At 63.3% G+C, this 24,921-nt stretch carries 29 protein-coding genes; 15 read left to right on the forward strand and 14 right to left on the reverse strand.

The annotated features are described in order from the left end of the window. Positions 1 to 9: 9 nt before the first annotated feature. The 3 genes from ACE039_RS02210 to ACE039_RS02220 are packed head-to-tail and all read right to left on the reverse strand — an operon-like array spanning position 10 to position 3,160. Complete coding sequence (locus ACE039_RS02210; protein WP_485821569.1) at positions 10 to 996, reverse strand: Bug family tripartite tricarboxylate transporter substrate binding protein; 987 nt, start codon at positions 994 to 996, stop codon at positions 10 to 12. Next, on the reverse strand, positions 993 to 2,198 hold the full coding sequence (locus tag ACE039_RS02215; protein ID WP_485821570.1) for a CaiB/BaiF CoA transferase family protein: 1,206 nt from the start codon (positions 2,196 to 2,198) through the stop codon (positions 993 to 995). The genes ACE039_RS02210 and ACE039_RS02215 overlap by 4 nt, the downstream gene beginning before the upstream one ends. Before the next feature lie 11 nt (positions 2,199 to 2,209). Beyond that, positions 2,210 to 3,160 (reverse strand): hydroxymethylglutaryl-CoA lyase, encoded by a 951-nt coding sequence (locus tag ACE039_RS02220; RefSeq protein ID WP_485821571.1) that lies wholly within the window; start codon positions 3,158 to 3,160, stop codon positions 2,210 to 2,212. A 186-nt stretch (positions 3,161 to 3,346) separates the two neighbouring features. Here ACE039_RS02220 and ACE039_RS02225 point away from each other — a divergent pair, with 186 nt between their 5' ends. Together ACE039_RS02225 and ACE039_RS02230 are read left to right on the forward strand one after the other, a co-directional pair. Next, positions 3,347 to 4,075, forward strand: coding sequence for an IclR family transcriptional regulator (locus ACE039_RS02225; RefSeq protein WP_485821572.1), 729 nt, complete (start codon positions 3,347 to 3,349; stop codon positions 4,073 to 4,075). Between the two features lie 114 nt (positions 4,076 to 4,189). Continuing rightward, positions 4,190 to 5,347, forward strand: coding sequence for an NAD(P)H-dependent flavin oxidoreductase (locus ACE039_RS02230; RefSeq protein WP_448708321.1), 1,158 nt, complete (start codon positions 4,190 to 4,192; stop codon positions 5,345 to 5,347). 25 nt (positions 5,348 to 5,372) lie between these two features. On the opposite strand, the gene ACE039_RS02235 is transcribed toward ACE039_RS02230, so the two are convergent. Together ACE039_RS02235 and ACE039_RS02240 are read right to left on the reverse strand one after the other, a co-directional pair. Next, positions 5,373 to 6,845 carry a sensor histidine kinase gene (locus ACE039_RS02235; RefSeq protein ID WP_105557184.1) on the reverse strand — a complete coding sequence of 491 codons (1,473 nt, stop codon included), beginning with the start codon at positions 6,843 to 6,845 and terminating at the stop codon, positions 5,373 to 5,375. Continuing rightward, the gene (locus ACE039_RS02240; protein WP_485821573.1) at positions 6,842 to 7,570 is read right to left on the reverse strand and encodes a response regulator transcription factor; all 729 of its coding nucleotides are present in this window, start codon (positions 7,568 to 7,570) and stop codon (positions 6,842 to 6,844) included. Before ACE039_RS02240 ends, ACE039_RS02235 begins: the two co-directional genes overlap by 4 nt. A 144-nt stretch (positions 7,571 to 7,714) precedes the next feature. Between ACE039_RS02240 and ACE039_RS02245 the strand changes: the two genes are divergently transcribed. The 5 genes from ACE039_RS02245 (at position 7,715) to msrA (ending at position 10,840) form a co-directional block, all read left to right on the forward strand. After that, positions 7,715 to 8,347, forward strand: a complete 633-nt coding sequence (locus ACE039_RS02245; RefSeq protein ID WP_313462779.1) for a cytochrome b/b6 domain-containing protein — start codon at positions 7,715 to 7,717, stop codon at positions 8,345 to 8,347. Positions 8,348 to 8,357: 10 nt separating this feature from the next. Then, entirely contained in the window at positions 8,358 to 9,149 is a 792-nt protein-coding gene (locus ACE039_RS02250; protein ID WP_485821574.1) for a molybdopterin-dependent oxidoreductase, read from the forward strand. A gap of 54 nt (positions 9,150 to 9,203) precedes the next feature. Continuing rightward, positions 9,204 to 9,545, forward strand: coding sequence for a pentapeptide MXKDX repeat protein (locus ACE039_RS02255; RefSeq protein WP_485821575.1), 342 nt, complete (start codon positions 9,204 to 9,206; stop codon positions 9,543 to 9,545). 79 nt (positions 9,546 to 9,624) lie between these two features. Beyond that, the gene (gene msrB, locus ACE039_RS02260) at positions 9,625 to 10,119 is read left to right on the forward strand and encodes a peptide-methionine (R)-S-oxide reductase MsrB (RefSeq protein WP_485821576.1); all 495 of its coding nucleotides are present in this window, start codon (positions 9,625 to 9,627) and stop codon (positions 10,117 to 10,119) included. A 31-nt stretch (positions 10,120 to 10,150) separates the two neighbouring features. Beyond that, entirely contained in the window at positions 10,151 to 10,840 is a 690-nt protein-coding gene (gene msrA / locus ACE039_RS02265) for a peptide-methionine (S)-S-oxide reductase MsrA (protein WP_485821577.1), read from the forward strand. A gap of 58 nt (positions 10,841 to 10,898) precedes the next feature. On the opposite strand, the gene ACE039_RS02270 is transcribed toward msrA, so the two are convergent. From ACE039_RS02270 to ACE039_RS02290, 5 genes are all read right to left on the reverse strand, one after another. Further along, positions 10,899 to 10,982, reverse strand: coding sequence for a hypothetical protein (locus ACE039_RS02270; protein WP_485821649.1), 84 nt, complete (start codon positions 10,980 to 10,982; stop codon positions 10,899 to 10,901). Between the two features lie 74 nt (positions 10,983 to 11,056). Then, a complete protein-coding gene (locus ACE039_RS02275) occupies positions 11,057 to 11,959 on the reverse strand; it encodes a LysR family transcriptional regulator (protein ID WP_485811016.1) in 903 nt (300 codons plus the stop codon). A gap of 251 nt (positions 11,960 to 12,210) precedes the next feature. Then, positions 12,211 to 13,200 carry a zinc-dependent alcohol dehydrogenase family protein gene (locus ACE039_RS02280; protein WP_485821650.1) on the reverse strand — a complete coding sequence of 330 codons (990 nt, stop codon included), beginning with the start codon at positions 13,198 to 13,200 and terminating at the stop codon, positions 12,211 to 12,213. A gap of 281 nt (positions 13,201 to 13,481) precedes the next feature. After that, positions 13,482 to 15,065, reverse strand: a complete 1,584-nt coding sequence (locus ACE039_RS02285) for an EAL domain-containing protein (RefSeq protein ID WP_485821578.1) — start codon at positions 15,063 to 15,065, stop codon at positions 13,482 to 13,484. Between the two features lie 114 nt (positions 15,066 to 15,179). Continuing rightward, the gene (locus ACE039_RS02290; RefSeq protein WP_485821579.1) at positions 15,180 to 16,244 is read right to left on the reverse strand and encodes an NADPH:quinone reductase; all 1,065 of its coding nucleotides are present in this window, start codon (positions 16,242 to 16,244) and stop codon (positions 15,180 to 15,182) included. 60 nt (positions 16,245 to 16,304) lie between these two features. On the opposite strand from ACE039_RS02290, the gene ACE039_RS02295 reads away from it, so the two are divergent. Together ACE039_RS02295 and ACE039_RS02300 are read left to right on the forward strand one after the other, a co-directional pair. Beyond that, on the forward strand, positions 16,305 to 16,649 hold the full coding sequence (locus ACE039_RS02295; protein WP_485821580.1) for a winged helix-turn-helix transcriptional regulator: 345 nt from the start codon (positions 16,305 to 16,307) through the stop codon (positions 16,647 to 16,649). 72 nt (positions 16,650 to 16,721) lie between these two features. Next, positions 16,722 to 17,144, forward strand: coding sequence for a DUF3995 domain-containing protein (locus ACE039_RS02300; RefSeq protein ID WP_448710984.1), 423 nt, complete (start codon positions 16,722 to 16,724; stop codon positions 17,142 to 17,144). Positions 17,145 to 17,253: 109 nt separating this feature from the next. Here the strand turns inward: ACE039_RS02300 and ACE039_RS02305 are convergent, their stop codons facing one another. Beyond that, a complete protein-coding gene (locus tag ACE039_RS02305) occupies positions 17,254 to 17,538 on the reverse strand; it encodes a hypothetical protein (protein WP_448710986.1) in 285 nt (94 codons plus the stop codon). Between the two features lie 44 nt (positions 17,539 to 17,582). Beyond that, positions 17,583 to 19,277 (reverse strand): EAL domain-containing protein, encoded by a 1,695-nt coding sequence (locus tag ACE039_RS02310; RefSeq protein WP_485821581.1) that lies wholly within the window; start codon positions 19,275 to 19,277, stop codon positions 17,583 to 17,585. 1 nt (position 19,278) lies between these two features. Between ACE039_RS02310 and ACE039_RS02315 the strand changes: the two genes are divergently transcribed. Then, positions 19,279 to 19,773 (forward strand): autotransporter outer membrane beta-barrel domain-containing protein, encoded by a 495-nt coding sequence (locus ACE039_RS02315; protein ID WP_485821582.1) that lies wholly within the window; start codon positions 19,279 to 19,281, stop codon positions 19,771 to 19,773. A 71-nt stretch (positions 19,774 to 19,844) separates the two neighbouring features. On the opposite strand, the gene ACE039_RS02320 is transcribed toward ACE039_RS02315, so the two are convergent. Then, positions 19,845 to 20,501 carry a hypothetical protein gene (locus ACE039_RS02320; protein WP_485821583.1) on the reverse strand — a complete coding sequence of 219 codons (657 nt, stop codon included), beginning with the start codon at positions 20,499 to 20,501 and terminating at the stop codon, positions 19,845 to 19,847. A 176-nt stretch (positions 20,502 to 20,677) separates the two neighbouring features. Between ACE039_RS02320 and ACE039_RS02325 the strand changes: the two genes are divergently transcribed. The 3 genes from ACE039_RS02325 to ACE039_RS02335 all read left to right on the forward strand — a co-directional run bounded on the left by ACE039_RS02325 (position 20,678) and on the right by ACE039_RS02335 (position 22,326). After that, entirely contained in the window at positions 20,678 to 21,277 is a 600-nt protein-coding gene (locus ACE039_RS02325) for an ECF transporter S component family protein (protein ID WP_485821584.1), read from the forward strand. A gap of 151 nt (positions 21,278 to 21,428) precedes the next feature. Next, positions 21,429 to 21,929 (forward strand): hypothetical protein, encoded by a 501-nt coding sequence (locus ACE039_RS02330; RefSeq protein ID WP_105557172.1) that lies wholly within the window; start codon positions 21,429 to 21,431, stop codon positions 21,927 to 21,929. A 67-nt stretch (positions 21,930 to 21,996) separates the two neighbouring features. Next, on the forward strand, positions 21,997 to 22,326 hold the full coding sequence (locus tag ACE039_RS02335) for a YciI family protein (RefSeq protein ID WP_485821585.1): 330 nt from the start codon (positions 21,997 to 21,999) through the stop codon (positions 22,324 to 22,326). Between the two features lie 4 nt (positions 22,327 to 22,330). Here ACE039_RS02335 and ACE039_RS02340 read toward each other — a convergent pair whose 3' ends face one another. Beyond that, the gene (locus tag ACE039_RS02340; RefSeq protein WP_485821586.1) at positions 22,331 to 23,218 is read right to left on the reverse strand and encodes a LysR substrate-binding domain-containing protein; all 888 of its coding nucleotides are present in this window, start codon (positions 23,216 to 23,218) and stop codon (positions 22,331 to 22,333) included. A gap of 150 nt (positions 23,219 to 23,368) precedes the next feature. On the opposite strand from ACE039_RS02340, the gene ACE039_RS02345 reads away from it, so the two are divergent. Next, positions 23,369 to 23,764: a RidA family protein gene (locus ACE039_RS02345; RefSeq protein ID WP_485821587.1), complete on the forward strand. Its 396-nt coding sequence runs from the start codon at positions 23,369 to 23,371 to the stop codon at positions 23,762 to 23,764. A 1-nt stretch (position 23,765) separates the two neighbouring features. After that, positions 23,766 to 24,908, forward strand: coding sequence for an NADH:flavin oxidoreductase (locus tag ACE039_RS02350; protein WP_448711000.1), 1,143 nt, complete (start codon positions 23,766 to 23,768; stop codon positions 24,906 to 24,908). Positions 24,909 to 24,921: the final 13 nt, after the last annotated feature.

The raw sequence follows: 24,921 nt of genomic DNA on the forward strand, positions 1-24,921 counted from the left end.
CCGCCCGCTTCAAGAGGCGGTCTGGATATTGGCCTCGCGGATCAGGCGGGCCCACTTCTTCTGTTCCTGAAGAATGTACTGCTGCGCCGCCTCGGGCGTGCCGCCCATCGCCGTGCTGCCTTCGGCGGTGAACAGCGCCACCGTGGCCGGATCGGCCAGCACCTTTTCCACGACGCCGTTGACCGCCTGCACCACGTCCCGGGGCGTACCGGCGGGCGCGACCAGCGCCTTCCAGTCCAGCGCCTCGAACCCCTCGAAACCAGAATCGGCCACCGTGGGCACATCGGGCAGGATCGGCAGCCGCGTCCGCGCCGTGACAGCCAAGGGGCGCAACACTTTGCCCTTCAACATTTCCTGCGCGGCCTGCGGCGTGGCGAACATATAGTCGGTGCTCTCGCCAAGCAAATCGTTCAAGGCTGGCGCCGCGCCGCGATAGGGCACGTTCAGCACTTCAAACTTTGCCTGGTAGGCCAGCAATTCGCCCGCCAGATGGCCCACGGTGCCCGACCCCGCCAGCGCCTGCTTGATGGATCCGGGTGCGGCGCGGGCGTCGCGAACCAGATCCGCCAAGGTGTTCCAGCGCGCGTTGGCCTTCACCACCAGCACCACCGGCAGCGACGCGATCAGGGCAACGGCGGCAAAGTCCTTTTCGGCGTCGAAGGGCATCTTCGGCATCAACGCCGGATTGATGGCCAGGTTGGCGGTTTGCCCCAGACCCAGCATGAAGCCATCAGGCTTGGTCTTGGCGACGTAGTCCAGGCCGATGTTGCCGCCCGCGCCGGGACGGTTCTCGACCACGACGGACCAGCCGGCCGCGCCCGTGATCTTGGCCGCGATGGCGCGCGCCACGGAATCCGTGCCGCCGCCTGGCGTATACGGGACGATCAGGCGGATCGGACGGCCGTTGGGATAGCCGGCGGCGGTCTGGGCCCGTAACGGCAATGCGGCCGCGCAGATGGCTGCGCCCAGGAACGAACGTCGAGATAGAGCGATCATGAGGGTTTGTCTCCTTGTGTAATGTGCCTTGCCTTCAAGGCCGCGATTTCGTCGTCGCGATAGCCAACGGCTCGCAAGAGCTCGTCGGTGTGTTCACCCACGGCCGGCGGCTGCAGGCGGATGGGAGGCTGGACGCCGTCCAGCGTCAGCGGGGCCAGCGGCACCCGGGTTTCGCGTCCGTCAGGCAGCGTGACCGGCGCAAGCCCGCCCGTTGCTTTCAGATGCGGATCGTCGAAAAGCTGTTCCGGCCGCGTGATCGGTGCGAACGGCAGGCCTTCCCGTTCAAACATGGCGGCCAGCTCAGACGCGCGGTAGCCAGCCAGGAGCGCACGCAACTGCGGCAATAGCCAATCGCGGGCCTGCACGCGGTCGTTGTTCGTCTTCAGGCGCGAATCGGCCAGCCAGTCCGCCAGGCCAAATGCCCGGCAGAAAATGTCCCATTGCTTATCGCTGACGACGGCCAGAAATACTTGCTCGCCGTCTTTCACGGTGAAGACGTCGTACACGGCCCATGCGGAAATGCGGGTGGGCATCGGCGCCGGCGCGCGCCCGGTCATCGCGTGCTGCATCATGTGCTGGCCCACCAGGAAGACATTGTTCTCGAACAGCGACGCCTGCACCTCCATGCCGGCGCCGGTGTGTTCGCGCTGCGCCAGCGCCGCCATCGCGCCGAGCGCGCCGAACATGCCGCCCATGATGTCGTTGACACTGGCGCCCGCGCGCAGCGGATCGCCGGGGCGGCCCGTCATGTAGGCCAACCCGCCCATCATCTGCACGACTTCATCCAGCGCGGTCCGGTTTTCGTACGGACCCGGCAGAAAGCCCTTATGGCTGACATAGACCAGGCGCGGGTTGCGCGCCTTCAGCGCGGCATACCCCAAGCCCAGCTTCTCCATCACGCCGGACTTGAAGTTCTCGCTGACCACGTCGGCGGAATCGATCAGGCGCAGCGCAGCCTCAATGCCTTCGGGCTGCTTCAGATCCAGCGCGATGCTCTTTTTGTTGCGGTTGAACATGGGAAAGAACCCCGCGCCGGACCCCAACAGGCGGCGCGTGGAATCGCCGCCCACCGGTTCCACCTTGATGACTTCGGCGCCCAGGTCCGCCAGCAGCATGCCGCACGTGGGCCCCATCACCATATGGGTGAATTCGACGACGCGAATGCCTTCGTACGGAAGACGGGACGGGGGACGGCTGGACATGTCAGGCACCTTCATGGGGAAACGGGTCGGGAAGACGAAAAGCCTTTGGGCAGCCCGGCATCGGGCGTCATGCCGTACAGCGGCTCGCCAGGCAGGCCGGCGGCAAGCGGCGAGCGCGCCGCGATGATTTTTTCCAGCGAGATCCCGGTGCGCACGCCCATCGCCTCGAACATGAAGACCAGGTCTTCGGTGACGACGTTGCCCGATGCGCCCGGCGCGTAGGGGCATCCGCCCAATCCGCCCAGCGAACTGTCGAACGTGCGCACGCCCTCTTCCCAGGCGGCCAGGCAATTGGCCAGCCCCAGGCCCCGGGTGTTGTGCATATGGGCCGCGCCGGCGCGGGCCCCGATTTCGCTGTGCAAGCGGCGGAACAGGCGGCGCACCTGCGCGGGGTTGGCGTAGCCCACGGTGTCGGACAGGCCGGATTCGTCCGCGCCCGCCTCCACGCACATCGCCGCCAGCCGGATCACGTCGTCTTCCGGCACAAGTCCCTGCAAGGTGCAGCCGAACGCGGTCGAAATTCCGGCCTCGATCTTGACTCCGGGCGCGATGCCGTCGCGCAGCGCCACGATGGCGCGGACTTCTTCCACCATGTCTTCCGGCGTCTTGCGCACATTGGCCATCGAATGGGCACGGCTGGCGGAGACCGGCAGCGTCAATTTGTGGACCCCCGCGCGCAATGCCGCCTCGGCCCCGCGCAGATTGGGCGCCAGCGCCATCACGGTCACGCCCGGATGGCGGATCGCATGGGCAACCACCTCCGCCGCATCCGCCATCTGCGGCAGAAGCCGCGCGGGCACGAACGACGCCACTTCGATCTCGCGCACGCCCGCGGCGACCAGCGCATCGATCCACCGGCACTTGTCGGCGGTCGGCATGGTGGCCTTGACCGATTGCAGCCCGTCGCGCGGCCCGACCTCGCTGATCAAGACACCCGTTTCGGCCGTAATGTCGCTCGCCATTTCTGTCTCCAATTAAATTCTATCTAATAGAACGATGTTCTTTCTAATAGAATTAAAGACGAATGCAAAATCAGTGTCAAGCGGCATACGGCCCGAATCGCCGGCCGGGCTGTGCCTACAATGGCCCCAATCGTTCTAAAGGATGGAATATGCACATTGAAGTCCGCTGTCCGACCGGGGCGCGCCGTGCCCCGTAAAGCCGCCACTGAATCCGTCGCGGACGCCGATGCCGCTGAAGGCGGCGTGGCCGCCGTCGACCGGGCGATGAGCCTGATGGCTGTGTTCACCGCTGCCGACCGGACGCTATCGCTGGGCGATCTGGCGGAACGCACGCGGCTATACAAAAGCACCGTGCTGCGCCTGCTGGCGTCGCTGGAACACGCGCAGTGGATTCGCCGCCTGGACGACGGCCGCTATGCGCTGGGGCCCGAAGTGGCCCGCCTGCACAGCATCTATTCGGCGTCGTTCTCGCTGGAGCACGTGGTCATGCCCGTGCTGCGGGAACTGGTGGCCGCCACCGGCGAAAGCGCGGCTTACCATGTGCGCCAGGGCGATGCCCGGCTGTGCCTGTACCGCGTGGATTCCCCGCACCCGGTGCGCGACCACATCCGGGCCGGCGACCTGCTGCCACTGGAACGCGGTAGCGGCGGACGCGTGCTGACGGCCTATGACGACATCCTGGGGCACGCCCCCGGCCCGGACCAGGCGCTGTACGCCCGGATTCGCCAAGACGGCTATTTCGCCGCGCTGGGCGACCGCCTGAGTGAAGTCGCCGGCATCTCGGCGCCCGTTTTCCTGCTGTCCGGCGGCATCGCGGCGGCGGTGACGCTGACGGCGCCCGCGCACCGTTACCAACCGGCTCACCTGGCATCCGTGCTGCAAGCCGCCAATCGGCTGACGGGCAGCGTCGGCTAAGCATGGCGGCGGGCGCCCCCGCCCCCGCCATTGCCCCCCGGCTTGATCCCGCGCAAGGCGACCCGTCATCCCTTGCTCTAGCCTCTGTCCACTTGACCAGAGGAAAGACTCAACATGACGTGGTTCAAATCACTCAAACTCGCCGGACGCGAATTGCTGCCCATCGTTCAGGGCGGCATGGGCGTAGGCGTGTCCGCTCACCGCCTGGCTGGCGCGGTTGCCAGCCTGAACGCGGTAGGCACCATCGCCAGCATCGATTTGCGCCATCACCACCCCGATCTGCTTGAAAAAACCGACAAATGCAATGACCGCGACGTCATCGACAGCGCCAACCTGGTCGCGCTGGACCGCGAAGTGCGTGCCGCGCTGGACGCGGCGCAAGGGCGCGGCCTGATCGCGGTCAACGTCATGAAGGCCGTGCGCGGCCACCCCGCGCTGGTGCGTCAGGCCTGCGAAAGCGGCGCGCAAGCCATCGTGATGGGCGCCGGCCTGCCGATGGACCTGCCTGAAATGACGGCCGATTTCCCGAAGGTCGCGCTGGTGCCGATCCTGTCGGAAGCGCGCGGCGTGGCGGTCGTGCTGAAGAAATGGATGAAGAAAGGCAAGCTTGCCGACGCCGTGGTCATTGAACATCCGGGCCATGCGGGCGGGCACCTGGGCGCGGCGCGCCTGGACGACCTCCACCACGAACGCTTCGATTTCCAGCGTGTCCTGACCGAATGCCATGCCCTTTTCGACGAACTGCAACTGGGCCACGATGCGCCGCGCCTGATTGTCGCGGGCGGCGTCGGCAGCCACGAACAGGTGCGCCACTGGCTTGCCAACGGCGCTGACGGCGTGCAGGTGGGCACGGCATTCGCCGTCACCCATGAGGGCGACGCGCACGAGAACTTCAAACGCGTGCTGATGGATGCGGACCCTGCCGAACTTGCCGAATTCACCAGCGTCGCCGGTCTGCCGGCGCGCGCGGTGGCAACGCCCTGGCTGACCCGCTATCTGCGCCAGGAAAAGACGCTGCAAGCTGGTACCCGCGCCGATCCCCGGCGTTGCAGCCAGCGCATGGATTGCCTTACGCAATGCGGCCTGCGCGACGGTCTGTCGCGCTTCGGCCAGTTCTGCATCGACCTGAAGCTGGCCGCCGCCCTGCGCGGCGAGGTCAGCCGCGGCCTGTTCTTCCGCGGCGCGTCAAAGCTGCCGTTCGGCGACGCCATGCGCTCGGTGCGCGAACTGATGGACTACCTGCTACACGGCAAGATGCCCGCCGCCGCCTGACACCTTGGCGATGGGCCGGTGAACGTCAACGCGCTGCCGACAAGTCAAACTGGAACACCGCGCCACGTTCGGCGCGTTCCACCAGCCGGATCTCGCTTTGATGCAGCTGCAGGATGCGCTGCACGATCACCAGCCCCAAACCGCCGCCATCGCGCGGCCCGCGGCTCAACGCCGAAGCCCGGGTGAACAATCCCGCGCGAAGCTCGGGCGGAATCCCCTGCCCCGAATCGCTGACCTGCACCTGCACCCGGCTCTGCGTCGCCCCCAGCTGAAGTTCGATCCGGCCACCCGGCGGGCTGTGCCGGATCGCGTTGTCCAACAAGTTCGTCAGGACCCGTTCGATCAGCCCCAGGTCGGCGCGCACCAACGGCAAGGCCTGCGGGATATCCGTCGTCAATTGTTGCTGGCGCGCCTCGGCGGCCAGTTCAAACTTCTGCAGCACGTCCTGCACCAATTCCGGCAGTGAAAAGGTTTCAGGCTCCAGCCGCACCAAGCCGGATTCCAGCCGCGCCAGTTCGAACAGTTCTTGCGCCAGCCGGCCCACCTTGCGGCTTTGCGCCAGCGCGATGTCCAGATAGCGGCGGCGTTCGCTGGCGTCCAGCGTGTCGTCCTTCAGGCGCAACGTTTCCAGGTAGCCATGCAGGGACGTCAGCGGCGTGCGCAGATCGTGAGAGATATTGGCGACCAGGTCGCGCCGCTGCTGGTCTTGCCGGGTCAACTCGCGCCATTGATCCGAAATCCGGCGGCCCATCTGCACGAAGCTGCGCCGCAACACCGATATTTCGTCACCGCTTTTGTCCGAGGCGTCGCCCGGACGTTCCAGCGCGGCCAGCGCCTGGCCGTCGTCACCGTCAAAGGCGCGCACCGCCCGAGTCAGGCCGCGCAGTGGCCGCGTGATCAAGGCAAAGGCGGTCAAGCCGGCCACCAGCCCCAGCAGCGCCACCAGCGCGATCGACCACAGCGTCGTTCGCAACACCGAACTGCGCGACACGGACATCGCCAACGCATCGTGCGCCTGGCCCTGCAGCACCACATAGACATAGCCCTTGTCCTGCCCCGCCACCCGCACGGGCGCGGCGCTGAACACTTTTTGCGCGTCCAGACTGCGCGGGTCGTCGCCCGCGATAGGCAGCATCCCGCCGTCCAGCAGCCGCTTGACGGGCGCCAGATCCACGCGGTCCCGCTTGATCTGCCCCGCCGGCGCCGCATCGCCCACGATGCGACCGTCGTTCGACAGCAGGTAGACCTCGACTGCGGGATTCACCGCCATCAGCATATCGAACAGCGAACGCACGGCGTCCGGCTTCCAGCCATTGGTGTCCATCAGTTCGTTGGTGCCGGCGATATGCTGCGCCAGCCCGCTGGATAGACGCTGCACGACTTCCTGCTCGTAGCGCGAATTGGCGGCGATCTGTAACCAGGCCGATGCGCCACAACTGGCCAGCAGCAGCAACGCAAAAACACCGGACAGGCGTTGAGTCAGACTGAAACGTTTCATGATGCGCCTCCCGTGCCGCCCGGCGCCGCCGCGAACTTGTAGCCCCTGCCCCATACGGTCAGGATGCGCTGCGGGTTGGAAGAATCGGCTTCGATCTTGGTGCGCAGCCGGTTGATGTGCGTATTCACGGTGTGCTCGTAGCCTTCGTGCTGATATCCCCAGACATGGTTCAGCAGATCCATGCGCGAGAACACCTTGTCGGGATGGCGCGCGAAGAAATGCAGCAGGTCGAACTCGCGCGGCGTCAGGTCCAGGCGGCGTTCGTCCACATCCACCGTGCGCGCGGTCGGGTCGATGGACACCCCATGCACGGCCAGGCTGCCGGCGTCGATGCGCGCATTGCGCTCCACCGCGTCGCTGCGGCGCAGCAGCGCCCGCACCCGCGCTACCAGTTCCAGCATGGAAAACGGCTTGGCCAGGTAGTCGTCCGCGCCCAATTCCAGACCCAGGATGCGGTGCACCTCGCTGGACCGGGCGCTGGTGATGATGATGGGGGTGTAGCGGGCCATGGCGCGCGCCCGCTTGCAGATCTCAAGGCCGTCAATGCCGGGCAGCATCAAGTCCAGGACCAGCGCGTCCCAACTGCCCTCTTCCAGCCGCCGCATGCCTTCGTTGCCGTCCGCGGCATGTTCCACCGCATAGCCTTCGTCGCGCAGGTGCAAGCGCAGCAATTCGGCGATGTGGACGTCGTCTTCAACTATCAGCACGCGGCGAGGCGATTCCATGGGGGGCTCGGACCAATTCAGTAGTGCCATTGTCGCCAATCCGCAGGCGGGGAGTTATCACAAATATTTTAAGTTTGCGTGAGGACTCCGATATCGGCTCCGGGGAAGAATGGCTTCAACGACAGAACGCCCCGGAGACCCGCCATGATGGCAAGCCCCGCACGTCACGATACACCGGCCGCCCCCCGTCCGGCCGGCGTCATCCATCCCGGATGGCTGCGGACGATGCATTGGATCAATGCGCTGGCCGTGGTGATCATGGTGATGAGCGGATGGCGCGTCTATAACGCCGCGCCGTTCTTCGACTTCACCTTCCCCAACGGCATCACGCTGGGAGGCTGGCTGGGCGGCGCCCTGCAATGGCACTTTGCCGGCATGTGGCTGCTGTTCGCCAACGGCCTGCTCTATCTGGCGCTGAACGTGGCCACCGGCCGCCTGTGGCGCAAGTTCTTCCCCGTCAGCCCTCGCGGCGTCGCCGCCGACCTTGGCGCCGCCCTGCGCGGCAAGCTCGCCCACGACGATCTGCGCCACTACAACCAGGTGCAAAAGCTGGCCTACCTCTTCGTCATGGCCGACATCGTGGTGCTGGTGTTGTCCGGCCTGGTGCTGTGGAAATCGGTGCAATTCGATCTGCTGCGTGAACTGCTGGGCGGTTACGAGTTCGCGCGGCGGGTTCATTTCTTCGCCATGGCGCTGCTGGTCGCATTCGTGGCGGTCCATCTGGTGATGGTGGCGCTGGTTCCGCGCAGCCTGCTCGCCATGATTCGCGGCAAATAAGGAGCCCTTCGTGAGCCAGAAAAGACGCTTATCGCTGCTGGGCCTGGACGGCCCCGCCATTCTGAAAGAGGCCCGGAACCTGTTGGCCAAACGGGTCGAACAGCCTTCCCGCCGCACGTTCCTGCGCAACAGCCTGACGCTGGGCGGGTTGGCGATGTTGTCGGGCTGCTCGCTATCCGACGACGAGAACGTGGAAAAGGCGCTGGCTTCCGTGTCCCGCTTCAACGACCGCGTGCAAGGCTGGATTTTCGACCCCAACAAGCTGGCGCCGACCTACCCCGAATCGATGATCACGCGGCCGTTTCCGTTCAACGCCTATTACGGTATCGACGAGGTCCGTCATGTCGACGAAGCGTCGTTCCGGCTGGAAGTCACCGGCATGGTGGCCGACAAGCGCCAATGGCGCCTGGAAGAACTGCGCGCCATGGCCCAGGTAGACCAGGTCACGCGGCACATCTGCGTGGAAGGCTGGAGCGCCATCGGCAAATGGGGCGGCGTGCCGTTTTCCACGTTTTTGAAGCGCGTGGGCGCCGACCTGACCGCGAAATACGTGGGCTTCAAGTGCTCGGACGATTACTACACCAGCATCGATATGCCGACCGCGCTGCACCCGCAGACGATCCTGGCGCTGACCTATGACGGCAAGACCCTGCCGCCCGAATACGGCTTTCCCATGAAGCTGCGCATGCCCACCAAGCTTGGCTACAAGAACCCCAAGCACATCCGGGCGATTTTCGTCACCAACACCTACCCAGGCGGTTACTGGGAGGACCAGGGCTACAACTGGTTCGGCGGAAGCTAGGTGGAACGCTTGTCCATTCCCATGTTTTACCCCCTCCCATCAAAGGAACACATCATGAAGACACTCACCACCGCCGCTTTCTCCCTGTGCCTGGCCTTTGGCGCCGTGGCCGCCCATGCCGCCGACAATATGAGCAAGGACAATATGGCCAAGGACTCGATGTCGAAGGACAGCATGTCGAAAGACGGCATGTCCAAGGGCGGCATGGCGAAAGACGGCATGTCCAAGGATGGCATGGCGAAAGACGGCATGGCCAAGGACGGGATGTCCAAAGGCGGCATGGCGAAAGACGGCATGGCGCACGACGGGATGAAGAAGGATGGCATGGCCAAGGATGGCATGTCGAAAGACGGCATGTCCAAGGGCGGCATGGCCAACGACAGCATGAAGAAATAATCCCCCTCGCGGCAGCCCGCCCGCTTCGCCCGCCAGCAAGCGCGGGGGCTGCCCCCTTACTCCTGCAAGGAGCCATCCCATGACATTGAATCGCAGACATTTCCTGAGCTTGGGCGGCGTTGCGGCACTGGCTGCCGGCCTGGCTCCCATGCTGGCCGCGCGCGGCGCCGCCCCCGCAGCCTCGTTTCCCTACACGCTGACCGACGCGCAATGGCGCGCCCGCCTGACGCCCGCGCAGTTCGACGTGCTGCGCCGCGAAGGCACCGAACGCCCATACACCAGCCCGCTGAACGACGAACACCGCAAAGGCACGTTCTCTTGCGCGGGCTGCGAACAGCGGCTGTTCTCGTCAAACACCAAATTCGACAGCGGTACCGGCTGGCCCAGCTTCTGGCAACCGCTGGACGCCGCCGTCGGCGAAACCCGCGACCGCAGCTTCGGCATGATTCGCACCGCCGTCCACTGCGCCAACTGCGGCGGCCACCTGGGCCACGTCTTCGACGATGGCCCACGGCCGACCGGCTTGCGCTATTGCATGAACGGGGTAGCCATGACCTTCGCTCCCCAGGCCTGACCCCAGACTGCCCCTATCAGGACGCCACACCATGAACATCCCGTTCCGCAAACACTGCGCCGCCCTGGCCGCCGCCTTCGGCCTGTTGGCCGCGGGCGCCGCTCAAGCCCGCGAATCCGCCTTCATCATTCCGCCGCCCGCCGTCGACCCGTCGAAGGACCCGGCCTTGCAGGAAAAGGCCGTCATTGCCGGCGGCTGCTTCTGGGGCGTGCAAGCCGTGTTCCAGCACGTGAAGGGCGTGACCAACGCCGTATCGGGTTATGCCGGCGGTAAAGCCGGCATGGCCAACTACGACGCCGTAAGCAGCGGACGAACCAGCCACGCCGAGGCCGTGGAAATCACCTACGACCCCAAGCAAATCAGCTACGGCCAACTGCTGCAAATCTACTTCTCGGTCGCGCATGATCCGACGCAACTGAACCGCCAGGGTCCGGATAGCGGCACGCAGTACCGCTCGACCGTTTTCCCGTCCGACGACAGCCAGCGCAAGGTCGCCGAAGCCTACATCGCGCAGCTGAACCAGGCAGGCGTCTACCCCAAGACGCTCGCCACCACGGTCGAACCGTTGCAGGCCTTCTATCCGGCCGAGGGCTATCACCAGGACTATCTGGTGCGCCACCCGTACAGCATGTACATCATGGTGAACGACATCCCCAAGGTGGAGAACCTGGCGAAGACCTTCCCCGACCGATATCGCGACAAGCCGGTACTGGTGAACTGAAGACAGGAAATCAAGTCGCTCGCGCGTAGAGGCCTATCAGCGTCGACGCGCCGGGCCCTTACCGCGCTACGATCCTGTCCCCGGGTCGGAATATTTCATGAAGAAGATCATCAAGGTATTCCGCGATGTCTCCAACGGCCATATCCGCCGGGATGATGATGTCATCCGCACGCACATGTTTGCCGTCGGTAAGGCGGAAGCTGCAAGATAGGGAGTCTATTTGGCCTTTAGAACCCACTTCGGCCGAATGAGAGGCAGCTGGGCCTGAAGCCAATCCGCAAAAGCCGTCACCTGCGGGGCGACGTGAGAACGACTGGGGTACACCAGAGAGACGGGCATCGGCTTTGGTCGATACGGTTCCAATACCTGTACGAGACTTCCGTCTTTCAATTGCTGTTCCACCATGAATCCGGGCGCTTGAATCAGGCCAAAGCCCGCGACTGCTGCGTGAACATAGGCATTGGCTTCGTTGACGCTCAAGCTGCCCTTGCCGGTGTAGGTTTGCTCCGCCCCATCTACCAAGAAGCACCACGGTAAGGCCCGGCGACTTCCTCCAGAAAGAAACTGGACGACACGATGGCGGGCGAGATCTTCAATTTTGAGGGGTTCGCCAAACTTTCCGAGGTATTTTGGTGCGGCGCAACTTACCATTTTTACGGAGCCAACTTGCCTGCCGATCAGGCTTGAGCTGGCCAGATCGCCGATACGAAGCGCGCAGTCAACGCCTTCTGCGACCAAGTCGATAAAACGATCGCTGATGCCAAGAGCGATTTCTACTTCAGGATACTTCTCGGAGAAGGTCGCCAATGCGTTCAAAAACGGCAACTGCCCAAGAACCGACGGCAGATTGATTCTCAGACGACCACGGACGGGATCACCAAGCCGTCCAAACATGCTCGTAGCATCAGCCACACCGACGAGGATCTCCTTAGCCCGCTCGTAAAAGGCTTCCCCCTCGGCCGTCAACGTCACCTTTCGAGTTGTGCGGTGGAGCAACCGCGCGCCCACCGCATTCTCCAGGTCTTTGATTGCGAGCGTCACCTGGGGTCGACTGATCTGGAGCGTGTCGGCGGCCTTGGTGAAGCTGCCGACTTCGACGACCTTTGTAAACAACTCCATTGAATGCAAAAGCTCCATATCACCCCCGTGTCCCACCCACCAGCAATGGCGCGTATGTCGCCGATTTTATCGTCCGGCGACTCCGCTCCCAGCCTACATTGCTTTGTAAATGCAAGACACTGCATTTCAATTTTCTCTGGCACTAACGATGGGCGGAGCGGCCAGGTGTCGACCGTCCCCCGGGGATTGACTACTGGATAACTGAACCGAGTGGGGAAATCGTCTCCGTTAGGCGAGGCCGTTAAGGCTGTCTAAAGCTTGACCACGATCTTCCCAAACTGGGCGTTCGACTCCAAGTAACGCGTGGCTTCGACGATTTCTTCAAAGGGAAACACCCTTGCGATCTGCGGGCTGAACTTGCCGTTGCTCAGGCCTTCCGTGATGAAGGCTTTGGCACGAGTGAGCTTTTCGTCGTCAGCAGTGACCTCGATGAACTCGTAACCGCGAATTGTCGTGTGCTTGCCCAGGACGTGAAGCACGGGGACCGGCGTAACGTCATGGCTCAGCGCACCGTAGATGAACACGATAGCGTCCTTGCTCGTGGCCTTCACGATGCTCTCGAAGGTGGGACCGCCAACGGGATCAAAGACCACTCGAGCACCGGCCCCATCGGTGATACGCATGATTTCGGCCGTAATATCGCCGACGCCGGTTTGGAGAATATGGGCGAATCCTGCTTCCCGCAGTTCTTTGGTCTTCTCGCCGTTTCGAGTGATCGCGATGGGCGTGGCGCCCACAGACTTTGCAATTTGCATCGCCGCTAAGCCAACACTGCTCGAGGCAGCAGAAAGCACGACGAAGTCACCCCTGCGAAGGTTCGCCAGGTCGATCAGGGCGCCCCAGGCGGTGGTAAATGGCATCCACATCGCGGCAGCTGATTCCCAACTCACCCCATCTGGATTTTTCACCACGGCGCGCGCCGGGGCGATGACCAGGTCGCCGTACAGGCCGTACTGGTCGAACATGAACGCTGGAATGACGGCGACGGCGTCTCCCACCGCCAGACCTTCGACTTCAGGGCCGATGGCGTCGATCACGCCGGATGCCTCGTAACCCATGGTTGCGGGAAACGCGGGCTCTATGACGTATCGGCCGGTGCGATACATGCTTTCGGCGCGATTCAAGCCCAATGCGCGAACGCTGATGCGCACTTCGCCGGCATTAGGTTCAGGAGTGGGGACTTCTTCGATCTTCAGAACTTCGGGGCCACCGGTTTCATGAAAGCGGACGTGACGTGCCATTGTTTTCTCCAGATTGCATTGCCCGAACTCATTGAGCGGACGAGTGGGTTTGGTCGAGTGCTTCAGGCTGAGCCGGCGCCGCATAATTGAGTTAAGCGACATGCACTCGGCATGGAGAAAACTATATGGAAGGCGAGCGCCACCGAGAAGAGCGGCCAGCGACAATGGATTGTTTCGTTAATCCATAACTATCGGATCGAGTGCCATGCGCGGTGGATCCGACGTCTCCCCCGAAGACGAGAAAATCGCCTGATGGAACGCCGCGGATATAGGGAGCCGAGTCAGCAAACGGACGCCGAGCGAGCCTGCGTGGGCTCGTCCGGCTTAATGGCCACTTTGCCCAACTCGTCAGCAGAGACGGGGCGCCCAAAAAACCACCCCTGGCCGATGGCGAGCGGCGCCCGTTCCCGGATGTAGTCGACCTGCCGTCGCGTTTCCAAACCCTCCACGACCAGCTGGACGTTAAGCTGTTTTGCCATTTCGATCACTTGGTCCAGCACCGGGTTGGTGTTCGGTGCATCTCCGATTGACTGGATAAAAATCCGGTCCAGCTTGATTCCGCTGACGTCCCATTGCAGGACATTGCCCAAGTTGGAATAGCCCACGCCGAAGTCATCCAAAAAGACATTGAAACCTGCCACGCGAAAGCGGCTGATCAGCTCTGCCGGGGACGCGGACGAGAACTTTGCCGACTCCGTGACTTCGACCACGATCCGTTTAGGCGCGACGCCTCGTTCTTTGACGCAAGCAACGAGAAAATCAAGGAACGATTCATCTTCCAGGTCGGCCGGAAAGACGTTGACGCTAAGATAGAACGGTCTTGCGCCGGTCAGTCGATCCTTTACTCCGTCAATCGCGTTCCGAATGATGTATTGGGTGAAAGCTCGCCGAAGCCCCATCGATTCGACCCAAGGGATGAAGGTGTCCGGAGGAATAGGACCGACCTCGTCGTGCGTCCAACGGGCCAGCGCTTCGGCGCCGACCATCTCGCCAGTCTCGAGCGCGCAAAGCGGCTGATAGCGGACCTGAATTTTCTCTCGGCGTATCGCTTTGGCAAGACTCACCCGTAGGCCGTTTGCGCCTCGCCACGACAGGAACAGCGCCACGCCACACGCGACACCGACCAGCCCGCCCACCAGCCCGATAGCCAGGACCATGACGCGCGCGTCCACCAGCGCTGTGGAGGCCACGCAGATATCAGGCTGGCCGGGCGACAAACACGTCGATCCGCTTCGGACAATCAGGAACGCGCTGGTGATTTTCCCGAAAATGCTTGTGTCGGCCTCGGGAGACGGGGAAGCACCGAACTCCTGGATCACGCTGCCATCCCTTGAGTACGTGCGTCCCCATAAATGGCCGGTGTGGTCCCCTACATCAACGAACGCGTTGGGGCCATTGAAAACCGCCACGCGGTCGTTTGCGGCAACGTCCGCGATGAGCGCCGGATGGACCGGGTTCGCGAGTTTCCTCCATACGAAGATGTCCTGGTGCATCGGCGTTCGCTCGGCAGGCAAGACATAGGGCTCGCCCCATTCTCCCCACACCGCCGAACACTGTATTGCCCCATCCGAAATCCGTGCAATATCCCCCACGTACTTCGACTGAAAGACTCTCTCTCTCATCAGAGCCAGGTCCTCGGCCGAGCATGCCACGGCTGGGGCGCTCAGCTCGTCGATGATGGCGGCCTGCTCGTTCGCGATGGCAAGCGAACGCTGGAGCAGATGAACATTATGGTGATCAATGGCGTCGTCCAGGAGTGACGCCTTGAGCGAATAACCGATAGCTCCAAAAAACGTAGCAAGCGTCAAGGTCGGCACAAGAATCAAAAGTGCCCCGAACCGGCTTGAGAGATGTCCTGTTGTCATGATCCTCCCTGATCATCAGCCAGATTCTACGATCAGAATAGGCGATGACGAGCGGTCCAATAGCCCCCCTTTTCGGGCGCATTTTGACCAAAGACCATGCTGCAAGGCAGCAACTCACAACACGACGAGTACCTTGCCCACGACGGATGCCGATTCAAGCGCGAGATGGGCGTCGGCAATTTTCTCCAGCGGCACCCTCATCCCGATATGGGGGGCATACTTGCCACTGGCCAGGCAGGCGTTGATGTCCCTGATCGCCTCGATTTTCGCCGCCACGGGCACCGAATAGATAAACACGAAGCGCAGCACGCATCCATGCACCATCGCGTTTAACAGCGGCAATGTCAGCGCATCGGCGGCATGCGTCATCGCGTAGGAACTGATGACACCCCCGGGCGCCAGGCATGCAAGGTCAATATCCAGGTTCGCCTTCACGTTGACGTCGACGATACGGTCCACGCCTGCGTTGCCCGTGCGTGCGTTGACGGCTGCGGCAACATCGTCATTCAGACGGTCCAACACCAGATCCGCGCCGGCCGCGCGGGCGACGGCGGCTTGCTCTTCATTCATGACGGTGGCGGCGACCCACGCGCCCGCCCACTTTGCCAAGAGGATGGCAGCAGTGCCGACCACGCCCGCTCCGCCCTGCACCAGTACATTCCTGCCCCGGATGTCGCCATCGGCGAAGAGACAGCGATGGGCCGTCAAGGCCGGGATGCCGAGTGACGCCCCGACCTCGAACGTCACGTTATCAGGCAGTGGCACGGCTTGCGCCGACGGCACCACGACATAGTCAGCCGCGGTTCCCGTCGGCCTGCCGTACTGCGCCTCATAGATCCATACCCGCTGGCCCACCCGGCCCGCCTCTTTCGGATCGCCCACCGCATCGATGACGCCCGCGCCGTCCTGGTGCGGGATGACGCGCGGGAACGGCATCGCGGCGGAGAACCCCGTGCGGGCCTTGAGGTCCGTCGGGTTCAGCCCCGACGCGTGCACCCGCACCCGGACTTCTCCGGGGCCGGGTTGGGGATCGGGAACTTCAGCGACGCAAAGCACCTCATGCGCGGGGCCCTGGCGTTCGTAAAAAGCGGCTTTCATGGATTTTTCTCCGACATGGAAGGCAAGCTTCCGTAAGGCGGCATTATCAAAATCCAGTGTCTTTTTTACAAGTAGGCACACTCTTTATACCTAAGGATAAAAACTATACTATTGGGCCTCAATCCGAACGGAGGCAGTGTCATGGCGGCTGGCAAGCTCGATCAATACCAATGCGCGGTGGAAATCACCGTCCACATCGCGGGCGGCAAATGGAAGCCGTTGATCATTCACTACCTGCTTGGCGGAACCAAGCGTTTCGGCGAACTGAAAAAGCTGATCGGCGGCGTCACGCAGCGCTCGTTGACGTTGCAGCTGCGCGAACTTGAGGCCAGCGGCATTGTCAGCCGTGAAGTCTTTGCCGAAGTGCCTCCACGGGTGGAATACACGCTGACGGCGCTGGGCGCCACGCTGGCTCCGACGCTGGAAGCGATGAAGTCCTGGGGCGAACACTACCTGGAGAGCAAGACCCGCAAACGGAAGGGCTGACCGCCGCAAGCCGCGACCCTACTGCGTAAATCCGGGGCACAATCACGCCGGTGCCAACTTTCCGGAATCATCATGCAAGCCATCATTGCCGCCTTGACCTGTGGCGTGTTCATCGTGCTGTCGCTGTGGCATATCTATTGGGCACTGGGGGGCCGGGTGGCCTACCTGATTGCCTTGCCGGTCAAAGACGGCAAGCCGCTGTTTCGGCCGTCGGCCGTGGGGACATTCGTCGTGGGTCTGGCCTTGATGGGGTTTGCCGGATTGGTGGCGGTCAATGCAGGCTTCCCCGGCGCCCCTGTCGCGCCGACCTGGCTACGCTGGGCCGCTGCTGCGCTGGCGCTGGCGCTGCTGGGACGAGCCATTGGTGACTTCCGCTACGTGGGGTTGTTCAAGCGGCTGGGTGGCGAGCCCTTCGCCCGGCTGGACACGCGGGTGTTTTCACCGCTGTGCCTGCTGCTGGCCGCCGGCGTGGCGGCCACCGCCTGGCAGGGATAAGCGAGTGGCAGGCCGACAACATGGCGGGCGCTGCACGGCGCGGGAAAGCGTAGCGGTTTGCGCAGCCCATACCATCGGCACCGCCTGCGAAAGCACCGTGCAAAACGAATTATCCTCCGCGCGCCTCCAGGCGGCCGACATTCCCATAAGCGTCGGTCGCGCAAAGCCATTGCTTGCCATTCAGGCTCAAGAACACTTCACGGCCACCGGGAATTGCCGCCGAACTCATGGGTAAGACCATGACGGGATTGACGGATTGCTTGAGTGCCAGGGCGCTTTTGCATGCCGCAATGGCGGAATCTGGTGTCACGGCGGCCGCCGGAACGGACGCGTTGGTGCGAGGTTGCGCGCAAGCCGCGAGCAGGACGCAACAGACGAGGGGCAAAGCGATCAATCTCATGATTTCTCCTGGGATTGCGAGGACGGTGTGAAGGAGGGTTAAGCAAGGAAGGCTGTGTCCGGATTGCTGCCAACGAACTTCAAGAAATCCGCAGCAGACAACGGCCTGGAAAACAGCCACCCTTGAGCATACTGGACTCCCTTGGCACGCAGGTACGCGGCCTGGATGGGAGTCTCCACTCCCTCGGCGACGATAAGAAAACTGTGGCTATGCGCAAGCTCGATGATGTGCGGCAGCACCTGCGCGCTGACCGAATCGGTTTCGATGGTGTGGACGAACGCCCGATCAATCTTCAGGGTATGCGCCGGCAATCGATTCAGGTAGGCGAGGCTGCTATAGCCGGTGCCGAAGTCGTCGATGGCGATTCCGAAGCCTCGAGACCGTGCGAGTTCCAGAATCGATACGCTTTGTGGGTCTATTGAATCCCGCTCGGTCAATTCGATCCATATCTGGCCAGCCCCAATTTTAGACTGCGCAAGCTTTTCGCTAAGGCAATCCAGTATTTGCGTCGACGAAAGATCAATGGCCGAAAAGTTAATTGCAAGGTGCAATCCGGGGTTGGCCGTCAGCAGCGCGGCAAGGTCGTCCATTGCCTGGCGGATGACTTCCATACTGATAGCACTGATGAGCCCACATTTTTCCGCCAACGGGATGAAGTTGTCAGGCGCGATGATCTCGCCGTCTGGCCTGCGCCAGCGGACCAGGGCCTCGGCCCCCGCGCACTTCCCTGTCGCGAGCTCGATGATGGGTTGATAATTCACAAAAAATTCGCGCTGTTTCAGCGCCAGGAGCAACTCGGCTTCCTGAGAAAGCCTGGCTCGCGACAGCTTATAAATCAGCCAAACGATCAGGCCGGAGAAAAGCGCGCCGAGCGGAAACAACAACAAGCGTTGATGCCAGAGTTCCTCGGGGCTTTCATGAGGGCCCGCCGCCGTGGCCCGCCATCCGCCAAATTCCACCGAACTGGCAAGCAGCGCGGGATCCTGGACGCCCGTCTGCAGGGTGGCCAGCAGAGCATCTGTATTGGCGCCCGGCGATACGGCAAGAACAGGTCCGTTCACTCGCATGAATGCCGTTTGAATTGCGTGCGGATTCTGGATATCCGTGAATCGGCTCAGATTGATTAAGACCAGGTAAGGGGCCCGCTGTATACCCAGCATCGGCGCGGCGCCAGATATCGCCGAGCGCGCGCCGACGAAAGCGCGCGTATCCGGTGTCAGTTCAAAGCTGGATTCCGGCAAGAGCGGCGTGCTGTCACGCCAGGTGGTGCACGCGACCGTGCCATCGTTATAGGTGATCTCTTCGATCGACAGTGTATTGAGCGTCAATCGCCGCATCAGTGTCACGTGATCGTCGTGACAGGGCTGCTCATCAACGATTGTTAGCGTATCGAGAGCATTGCGTGCTTGCGAAAGCGCAATATTGGCCCTTTCCGCCACCTTTCCCGCTACCAGGTTCAAACGCAGGACCTGCGCTTCTTCCGCCTGCTCGCGAGCAAGGTGGCTGGCAATCAGCAAAGGAACCAACACCCCAGAAATCGCAAGAGCGCTCGCCATGATGGCAATGTTCCTCTTGCGCCTTTCGCTGGGAACGACCGCGCCTTGCCTCCGCATGTTCGGGTTCATGGCCGTGGCCGCTGTTTCACCTGACTGTTGAAGGGTCATCGCTTCAATGCCAATTTTCGGAATACCCTGATTCTTCCCGATCTTTTGACTTCTTACAATGCGCGGCATAGTGGCGATCCCGGCCGACCGCACCAGCCAGTTCTTCACCGAACTGGGCTACGCCGCAGCGGTAAATGACCATCTCACCCTGGAACCCTTTGCCGCGGCGAACTATAGCGATATGCGCACGCGTGGCTTCTCGGAATCGGGCGGCGACGCGGCGCTGCGTGGACAAAGCAGCCGCAACGACGTCACCACCACGACCCTTGGGCTGCATGCGCTGAACCGCTTCGATAGCGCGGGCGCGCGCGGCTATGCGCGCGGCACATTGGGGTGGCGCCATGCCTTCGGCGACGTGAATCCGGCTAGCGCGCTGAGCTTCGTCCAGGGCGGCGATTCGTTCACGGTGACTGGCGCGCCCGTCGCGCGGGATGCGGCCGTGGTCGAACTCGCCGTGGGAATCGAGGTCAGCAAACGCACCACGGTCGGGGTCGCGTACGGCGGACAATTTGGCGACGGCAACCGCCAGAACACCGGCACGCTCGACGTGCGCTACCGGTTCTGATCGGGCAGCTTGGACCGGGGAATGGTCGGAGGCGGCCTTGTGCCGCAGGCGGCCGGCCGCTGGCGCGCCTGTTATTGGTCCACTGACCGCATGTCGCAGGTTGTCTCCGCCGATGCGCAGATGCCCCGAAACCACGCCCGCCCCCGGGCGCGGTCCTTGGGAGCAAGCGGCTCCCACTTGGCGCTGTTGCGCATTTCGTAGTCCAGCAACAGCCACTCGCCCTTGCAGGCGACGATACCTTGCAACGCGGCGCGCTCCGTCAGCCAGTCGCTGCCCAGATCCAGCAACCGCTCGCTGCCCGCGTCCGGACGGGCGTAGCCCCGCGCCGATTGGATGCCGACCTGCGCATCGCCCGCTTCGATCCAGCCCTCGCCGCGATATACGGGCCGCGGCCAGCTCTCGTCACTACCGGTCATCGCATCGCTGGCGCCCTTGATCTTCAGCCACCCGTCGCGCGCCTCGGTCACATCGAACGTGACGGGGTAGTAGTCGATTTCGGGATCCGGATCATCTCCCGGAGTCGTCGGCAGGCCACCCAATACCTCGGCCTTGGTGGACGGCGTCGCATACACCCGGATCATCGGCTTCTGGCTGCCGGTCCAACCCGAGAAGCTGCATGCCGTCGGGCCGGCCGGTGTCCACGCTGCCGCCGTGGCAGCGGCCTGGGTGCCGGACACGGGCGCCAGCGCCAACGTGGCAAGCGCCAGGAGCATTCGTCGAACACGCATGGGTTTCATCATGTCGTCGGGCTGAAGCCTTGGGTCGGCAAAAGCGTAGCACGGCAAACGGTCGCGAATTCCGCCTTGGCTGCGTGGCGCGCGGGGCGCTGGGCGGCGCACGCCGGCCCCGAACCGTCAATGGTTGTATCCTTTCGGCCGTTGCAATCATTCGCGAGGGAGCGCACGTGCATTGCCAAACCTGTGGGGCCGCGCATCGTGGCCGCGGCCGTCTTTGCGACGAATGCCAAAGGACCCTGTCCGGCCTTTCCCAGCCCGGGAAGACGCCGGAGCCCGGCGGTTTCAACACCGATCCGGATCCCATTGTGGCGCCCGCGTATCAGGCACCCGCGTCCGGGGATGGCGGCTGGAGCCGGCCCGCGCTCGTTCGCACAAGCGTCATTCCCATTGCGTTGGGCGGCCGCGCCCTGAAGCAGCGCTGGCTCGCGGCAGTGGGCGCGGCCGGCCTGATGGCGACGCTTGGCGAAATGGCTTTCAGATGGGGCGTCTGGTGGTTCTGGCTGGTCATCCCCAGCGGATTCGCGTGCTTTATCGGTTATCGACTGATTCGGAATGGTTTTGTCCGGCTTGCGGATCTGATGAACGTCGAATCCGATCCATCGGGGCGCGTCTATCTCACCACCTTGAGCGGAGACTGCCCGGTATGTAACGGAGAGGTCAAGCTCAAGGACGTGGGCCCCAAGCAACATATCAAGACCGTCATTCAATGCACGGCTGACTCGACGCATCGCTGGGAATTCGACCCCGCCCGCCTGGATAAGCTATAGGCGCCAGGCGCCGGCCGCCTGCGGTTATGCCAAAATTGTCCTGCAAGCCACCAGGGCCCGCGGAATTCCCGCAAGCGCCGGGCTACAGTGCAACCTTCAGGGCCGCCAGGCCATGGGGCCGCACGCCACCGAATCCAGGAGAACTACCGCAGTGAATGACACCCGCATACCCGAGACTGGCATGCCCGAAGACCGAAAGGAACAAGAGGCCAGGCTTTGGCGCGATGACGGCTGGACCGCCCGGATCATCAAGAACGAGGACGATGACGGTTGGGCTGTCGAAATGACCCTGGACGGACAAGCCGAGCCGGCCCTGGTGGGCCCATGGACCATGGGCCGTGACAAAAAGAACCCCAAGCCGCTCGACTCCCCTGCCTTCTTCACCTTGGTCAAAACCGCCAACGAAGTCCTGCGCCGCCATGAACAGCAATTGCATGCGACGCTGCACAAAAGCGTGAAGATCGACGCCGCCGCCGGCCGCCTGACGGTGAAGCTGGATATCGTGCCCGACGAAGACGAGCCCTATGCCGTGCTAAGCGCCTACGACGAATTCGGCGAGCAACTGGCCGAAACCCATGTCGCGCCGACCTACAAGCTGACCGTTCAGCGCGCCTCGGACTGGGCCAGCGGGGGCTTCGGCAAGCACGGCTGACACGCCGGCCTCGGGCAGAGGGACAAGGCCGGCGACGGATTTTTCAACCCTCTCAAGGAGACCGACCATGCCAAAGTTCGTAACGATCGGATATGGCGACCAGGCAGGTTACGACCGCACCCCGGCCGCCATTCGCGATGCCGCCCATGCGCACGACGCCACGCTGCAGAAAGACGGCGTGCTGATGGGCATTGCAGGCCAACCCGTGCAGGTGCGCAATCCCGAAGCCGGCGGGGTCGAAACCACGCACCAGGCCTTCATGAAATCCCCCTTGCCGGTGGCGGGCTTTGCCATCATCGAAGCGGCCAACCTGGCCGAGGCCATAGACATGGTGTCGCGAACCCCCTGCGCGGTCGCGCACGGTGTCGTTGAGGTCTGGCCGCTGCGACTGCCGTAGCGGGTCAGCCTCCCGCCGCCTGCGCACGCAACCACTGCGCCACCGCCTGGACGGGCGCCGAAGGCGGGCGATCGGCGTGTCTGGCCAAATGGTAGGTGTGCCCGTCGATCGCGGGTCCGAAGGGCTGCACCAGATGGCCCGCTTCCAGTTCGTCGGCGATCAGCGCCAGGCTGACCAGCGCAATGCCATGGCCCGCGACGGCCGCCTGTATGGCATGGCCTTCGTCGGAAAATCGAAGTTGACCCGCTTCTGGCGGCAGGGGCCGCCCTGCGACCGTGCACCAACGTTCCCAGGTCGGGTTGTCGGGCTGAGGACGTTTCCAGTCGAAACGGATCAACGGCACGCGAGCCAGGTCGTCCGCCGACACCACGCCCAGACGCGGATTGGCCACGGGCGCGAAGCGGTCGGTGAACAGCGGCTCGGTGATCAGGCCGGGATACGGCCCCCGGCCGTAACGAATCGCGATGTCGACCGCCGTCGAGCGCAGATCGACAAGGTCGTCGCTTGCCTGCAACTGCAAGTCGATACCGGGATGCCGGCTGCGGAAATCGCTCATGCGTGGCACCAGCCACTTCACGGTAAAGGCATTCGTCGCCGAGATGCTGACCTGGTTGCGCGTTGGCTGCTGCATCAACTTGGCCAGCGTCGCCTCAAACGCGTCGAACCCGTCACGCAGCACCGGATACAGCTGCGTGCCCGCATTGCTTAGCGACACCTTGCGCACTTGGCGATCAAACAGAACCAGCCCGATCTGCGCCTCCAGCGCCCGGATCTGGTGGCTGACGGCGGTCGGCGTCACCGCCAGTTCGCTGGCGGCGGCCTTGAAACTGCCCAGGCGCGCGGCGGCTTCGAATGCCCGAAGCGCAGAAAGCGGAAGAAATCGGCGTTGCATGAGCGGTCCCGGCATATAGATGAAATATTCTCTTCTTATAGCTGACAAATGAACCTTTGTCACACGCGCCGCGAATTCCTACATTGAGGGCATGGACAGACGATTTTCCGCTCTGTCCTCCGACCAACGATAAGTGAAGGAATTCGCACCATGCTAGAACGTGTCATCACCCAACCCGACAATTACGCCCCTTTCCTGTTGTCGCAAGGCGTCCGCTTCGGAGACCTGCTTTTCATCTCGGGCCAGGCAGGCGCCGCCGATGACGGAAAGATCGTCGAAGGCGGCTTTCTTGCTCAAGGCGAGCAAGCCTTCTCGAACTTGCGCCGCGCGCTGGAAGCCGGCGGCTCCAGCCTGAAGGACGTGATCAAAGTCACCATCTTCGTGACGGATATGGGGCATTTCCAGGACGTGGTGGCCTTGCGTCGCCGCTTCTTTTCAGCCCCCTACCCAGCCGACACGATTGCCGAGATCAAGGCGCTGTACGACCCCGCCGCAATGATCGAGATCGAAGCCATCGCGGCCGTCCGCCAAACGGAGGACCGTTGACATGAGCACGCAAATTGATCGCCCGGCGGGCGATGCGCAGACCGCGCACGCCACGTTATTCGCGCCGTTGCGCCTGGGACAGGAACTGCACTTGCCCAACCGTCTGGCGGTGGCACCCATGACCCGCGTCAGCGCGACGGCGGAAGGCCGCGTCACCGCGCAGATGGCCGATTACTACGAAGCCTTCGCGGCGGGCGGCTTCGGCATGGTGATCACGGAAGGCATCTACACGGACAAGGCCCATGCGCAGGGCTACCTTTTCCAGCCTGGCTTGGCCGACGACGGGCAACGCGATGCGTGGCAAACCGTGGTGGACCGGGTGCATCGGCACGGCGGGCGCATTGTCGCGCAACTGATGCATGCCGGCGCGCTGTCGCAAGGCAATCCCCATCGGGGCTCGACGAAAGGCCCCTCGGCCGTGCTGCCGATCGGGCAGCAGATGGCCTTCTATCGGGGCGAAGGACCTTACCGCATGCCCGACGCCATGTCGGCCGATGACATCGCCGAGGCCATCGACGGCTTCGCGCAAGCGGCGCGCAGGGCCCAGGAGGCCGGATTCGACGGCGTCGAAATACACGGCGCCAACGGATATCTGCTGGACCAGTTCCTTACGGCCCACACCAACCTGCGCACCGACCGCTACGGCGGCAGCGTGGAAAACCGCCTGCGTCTGACAGTGGACGTCATCCAGGCGGTGCGACGCGCGACGTCGGCGCATTTCGTGGTGGGCGTGCGCGTCTCGCAGGGCAAGGTCAACGACTTCACGCACAAATGGGAGGGTGGCGAGGCCGACGCGGCACAGATCTTCGGCACGCTCGGCAAGCAGCCTGTCGACTACCTTCACACCACCGAATTCGAGGCCTGGCGTCCCGCCTTCGGCACGGTCGGCCCCAGCCTTGCCGCGCTGGCGAAGCGCCACGTTTCGGTGCCGGTGTTGGCGAACGGGTCGCTGCATGATGCGGCAGAAGCCGACGGGATGATCGCCCGGCAAGAGGCCGACTTTGTCTCGCTTGGCCGTGGCGCGCTTACGCATGCCGATTGGCCGGCAAGGCTGCGCGCCGGGCAAGCGCATGAGACATTCGATCGGGGCTTGCTGGCGCCGATCGCGGACCTTGCCAACGCGGTTCGTCACCGGGCGGCGTAAGATCCATCCCCGC

The sequence above is a fragment of the Achromobacter maghribensis genome (assembly GCF_057334215.1).

What these genes read in the sequence shown, in the direction of transcription:
- ACE039_RS02210 (WP_485821569.1), bottom strand. Translation starts at nt 996, where the DNA reads ATGATCGCTCTATCTCGACGTTCGTTCCTGGGCGCAGCCATCTGCGCG.
- ACE039_RS02215 (WP_485821570.1), bottom strand. Translation starts at nt 2,198, where the DNA reads ATGTCCAGCCGTCCCCCGTCCCGTCTTCCGTACGAAGGCATTCGCGTC.
- ACE039_RS02220 (WP_485821571.1), bottom strand. Translation starts at nt 3,160, where the DNA reads ATGGCGAGCGACATTACGGCCGAAACGGGTGTCTTGATCAGCGAGGTC.
- ACE039_RS02230 (WP_448708321.1), top strand. Translation starts at nt 4,190, where the DNA reads ATGACGTGGTTCAAATCACTCAAACTCGCCGGACGCGAATTGCTGCCC.
- ACE039_RS02235 (WP_105557184.1), bottom strand. Translation starts at nt 6,845, where the DNA reads ATGAAACGTTTCAGTCTGACTCAACGCCTGTCCGGTGTTTTTGCGTTG.
- ACE039_RS02240 (WP_485821573.1), bottom strand. Translation starts at nt 7,570, where the DNA reads ATGGAATCGCCTCGCCGCGTGCTGATAGTTGAAGACGACGTCCACATC.
- ACE039_RS02245 (WP_313462779.1), top strand. Translation starts at nt 7,715, where the DNA reads ATGATGGCAAGCCCCGCACGTCACGATACACCGGCCGCCCCCCGTCCG.
- ACE039_RS02255 (WP_485821575.1), top strand. Translation starts at nt 9,204, where the DNA reads ATGAAGACACTCACCACCGCCGCTTTCTCCCTGTGCCTGGCCTTTGGC.
- msrB (WP_485821576.1), top strand. Translation starts at nt 9,625, where the DNA reads ATGACATTGAATCGCAGACATTTCCTGAGCTTGGGCGGCGTTGCGGCA.
- msrA (WP_485821577.1), top strand. Translation starts at nt 10,151, where the DNA reads ATGAACATCCCGTTCCGCAAACACTGCGCCGCCCTGGCCGCCGCCTTC.
- ACE039_RS02270 (WP_485821649.1), bottom strand. Translation starts at nt 10,982, where the DNA reads ATGGCCGTTGGAGACATCGCGGAATACCTTGATGATCTTCTTCATGAA.
- ACE039_RS02275 (WP_485811016.1), bottom strand. Translation starts at nt 11,959, where the DNA reads ATGGAGTTGTTTACAAAGGTCGTCGAAGTCGGCAGCTTCACCAAGGCC.
- ACE039_RS02280 (WP_485821650.1), bottom strand. Translation starts at nt 13,200, where the DNA reads ATGGCACGTCACGTCCGCTTTCATGAAACCGGTGGCCCCGAAGTTCTG.
- ACE039_RS02285 (WP_485821578.1), bottom strand. Translation starts at nt 15,065, where the DNA reads ATGACAACAGGACATCTCTCAAGCCGGTTCGGGGCACTTTTGATTCTT.
- ACE039_RS02295 (WP_485821580.1), top strand. Translation starts at nt 16,305, where the DNA reads ATGGCGGCTGGCAAGCTCGATCAATACCAATGCGCGGTGGAAATCACC.
- ACE039_RS02300 (WP_448710984.1), top strand. Translation starts at nt 16,722, where the DNA reads ATGCAAGCCATCATTGCCGCCTTGACCTGTGGCGTGTTCATCGTGCTG.
- ACE039_RS02310 (WP_485821581.1), bottom strand. Translation starts at nt 19,277, where the DNA reads ATGCCGCGCATTGTAAGAAGTCAAAAGATCGGGAAGAATCAGGGTATT.
- ACE039_RS02320 (WP_485821583.1), bottom strand. Translation starts at nt 20,501, where the DNA reads ATGCGTGTTCGACGAATGCTCCTGGCGCTTGCCACGTTGGCGCTGGCG.
- ACE039_RS02335 (WP_485821585.1), top strand. Translation starts at nt 21,997, where the DNA reads ATGCCAAAGTTCGTAACGATCGGATATGGCGACCAGGCAGGTTACGAC.
- ACE039_RS02340 (WP_485821586.1), bottom strand. Translation starts at nt 23,218, where the DNA reads ATGCAACGCCGATTTCTTCCGCTTTCTGCGCTTCGGGCATTCGAAGCC.
- ACE039_RS02345 (WP_485821587.1), top strand. Translation starts at nt 23,369, where the DNA reads ATGCTAGAACGTGTCATCACCCAACCCGACAATTACGCCCCTTTCCTG.
- ACE039_RS02350 (WP_448711000.1), top strand. Translation starts at nt 23,766, where the DNA reads ATGAGCACGCAAATTGATCGCCCGGCGGGCGATGCGCAGACCGCGCAC.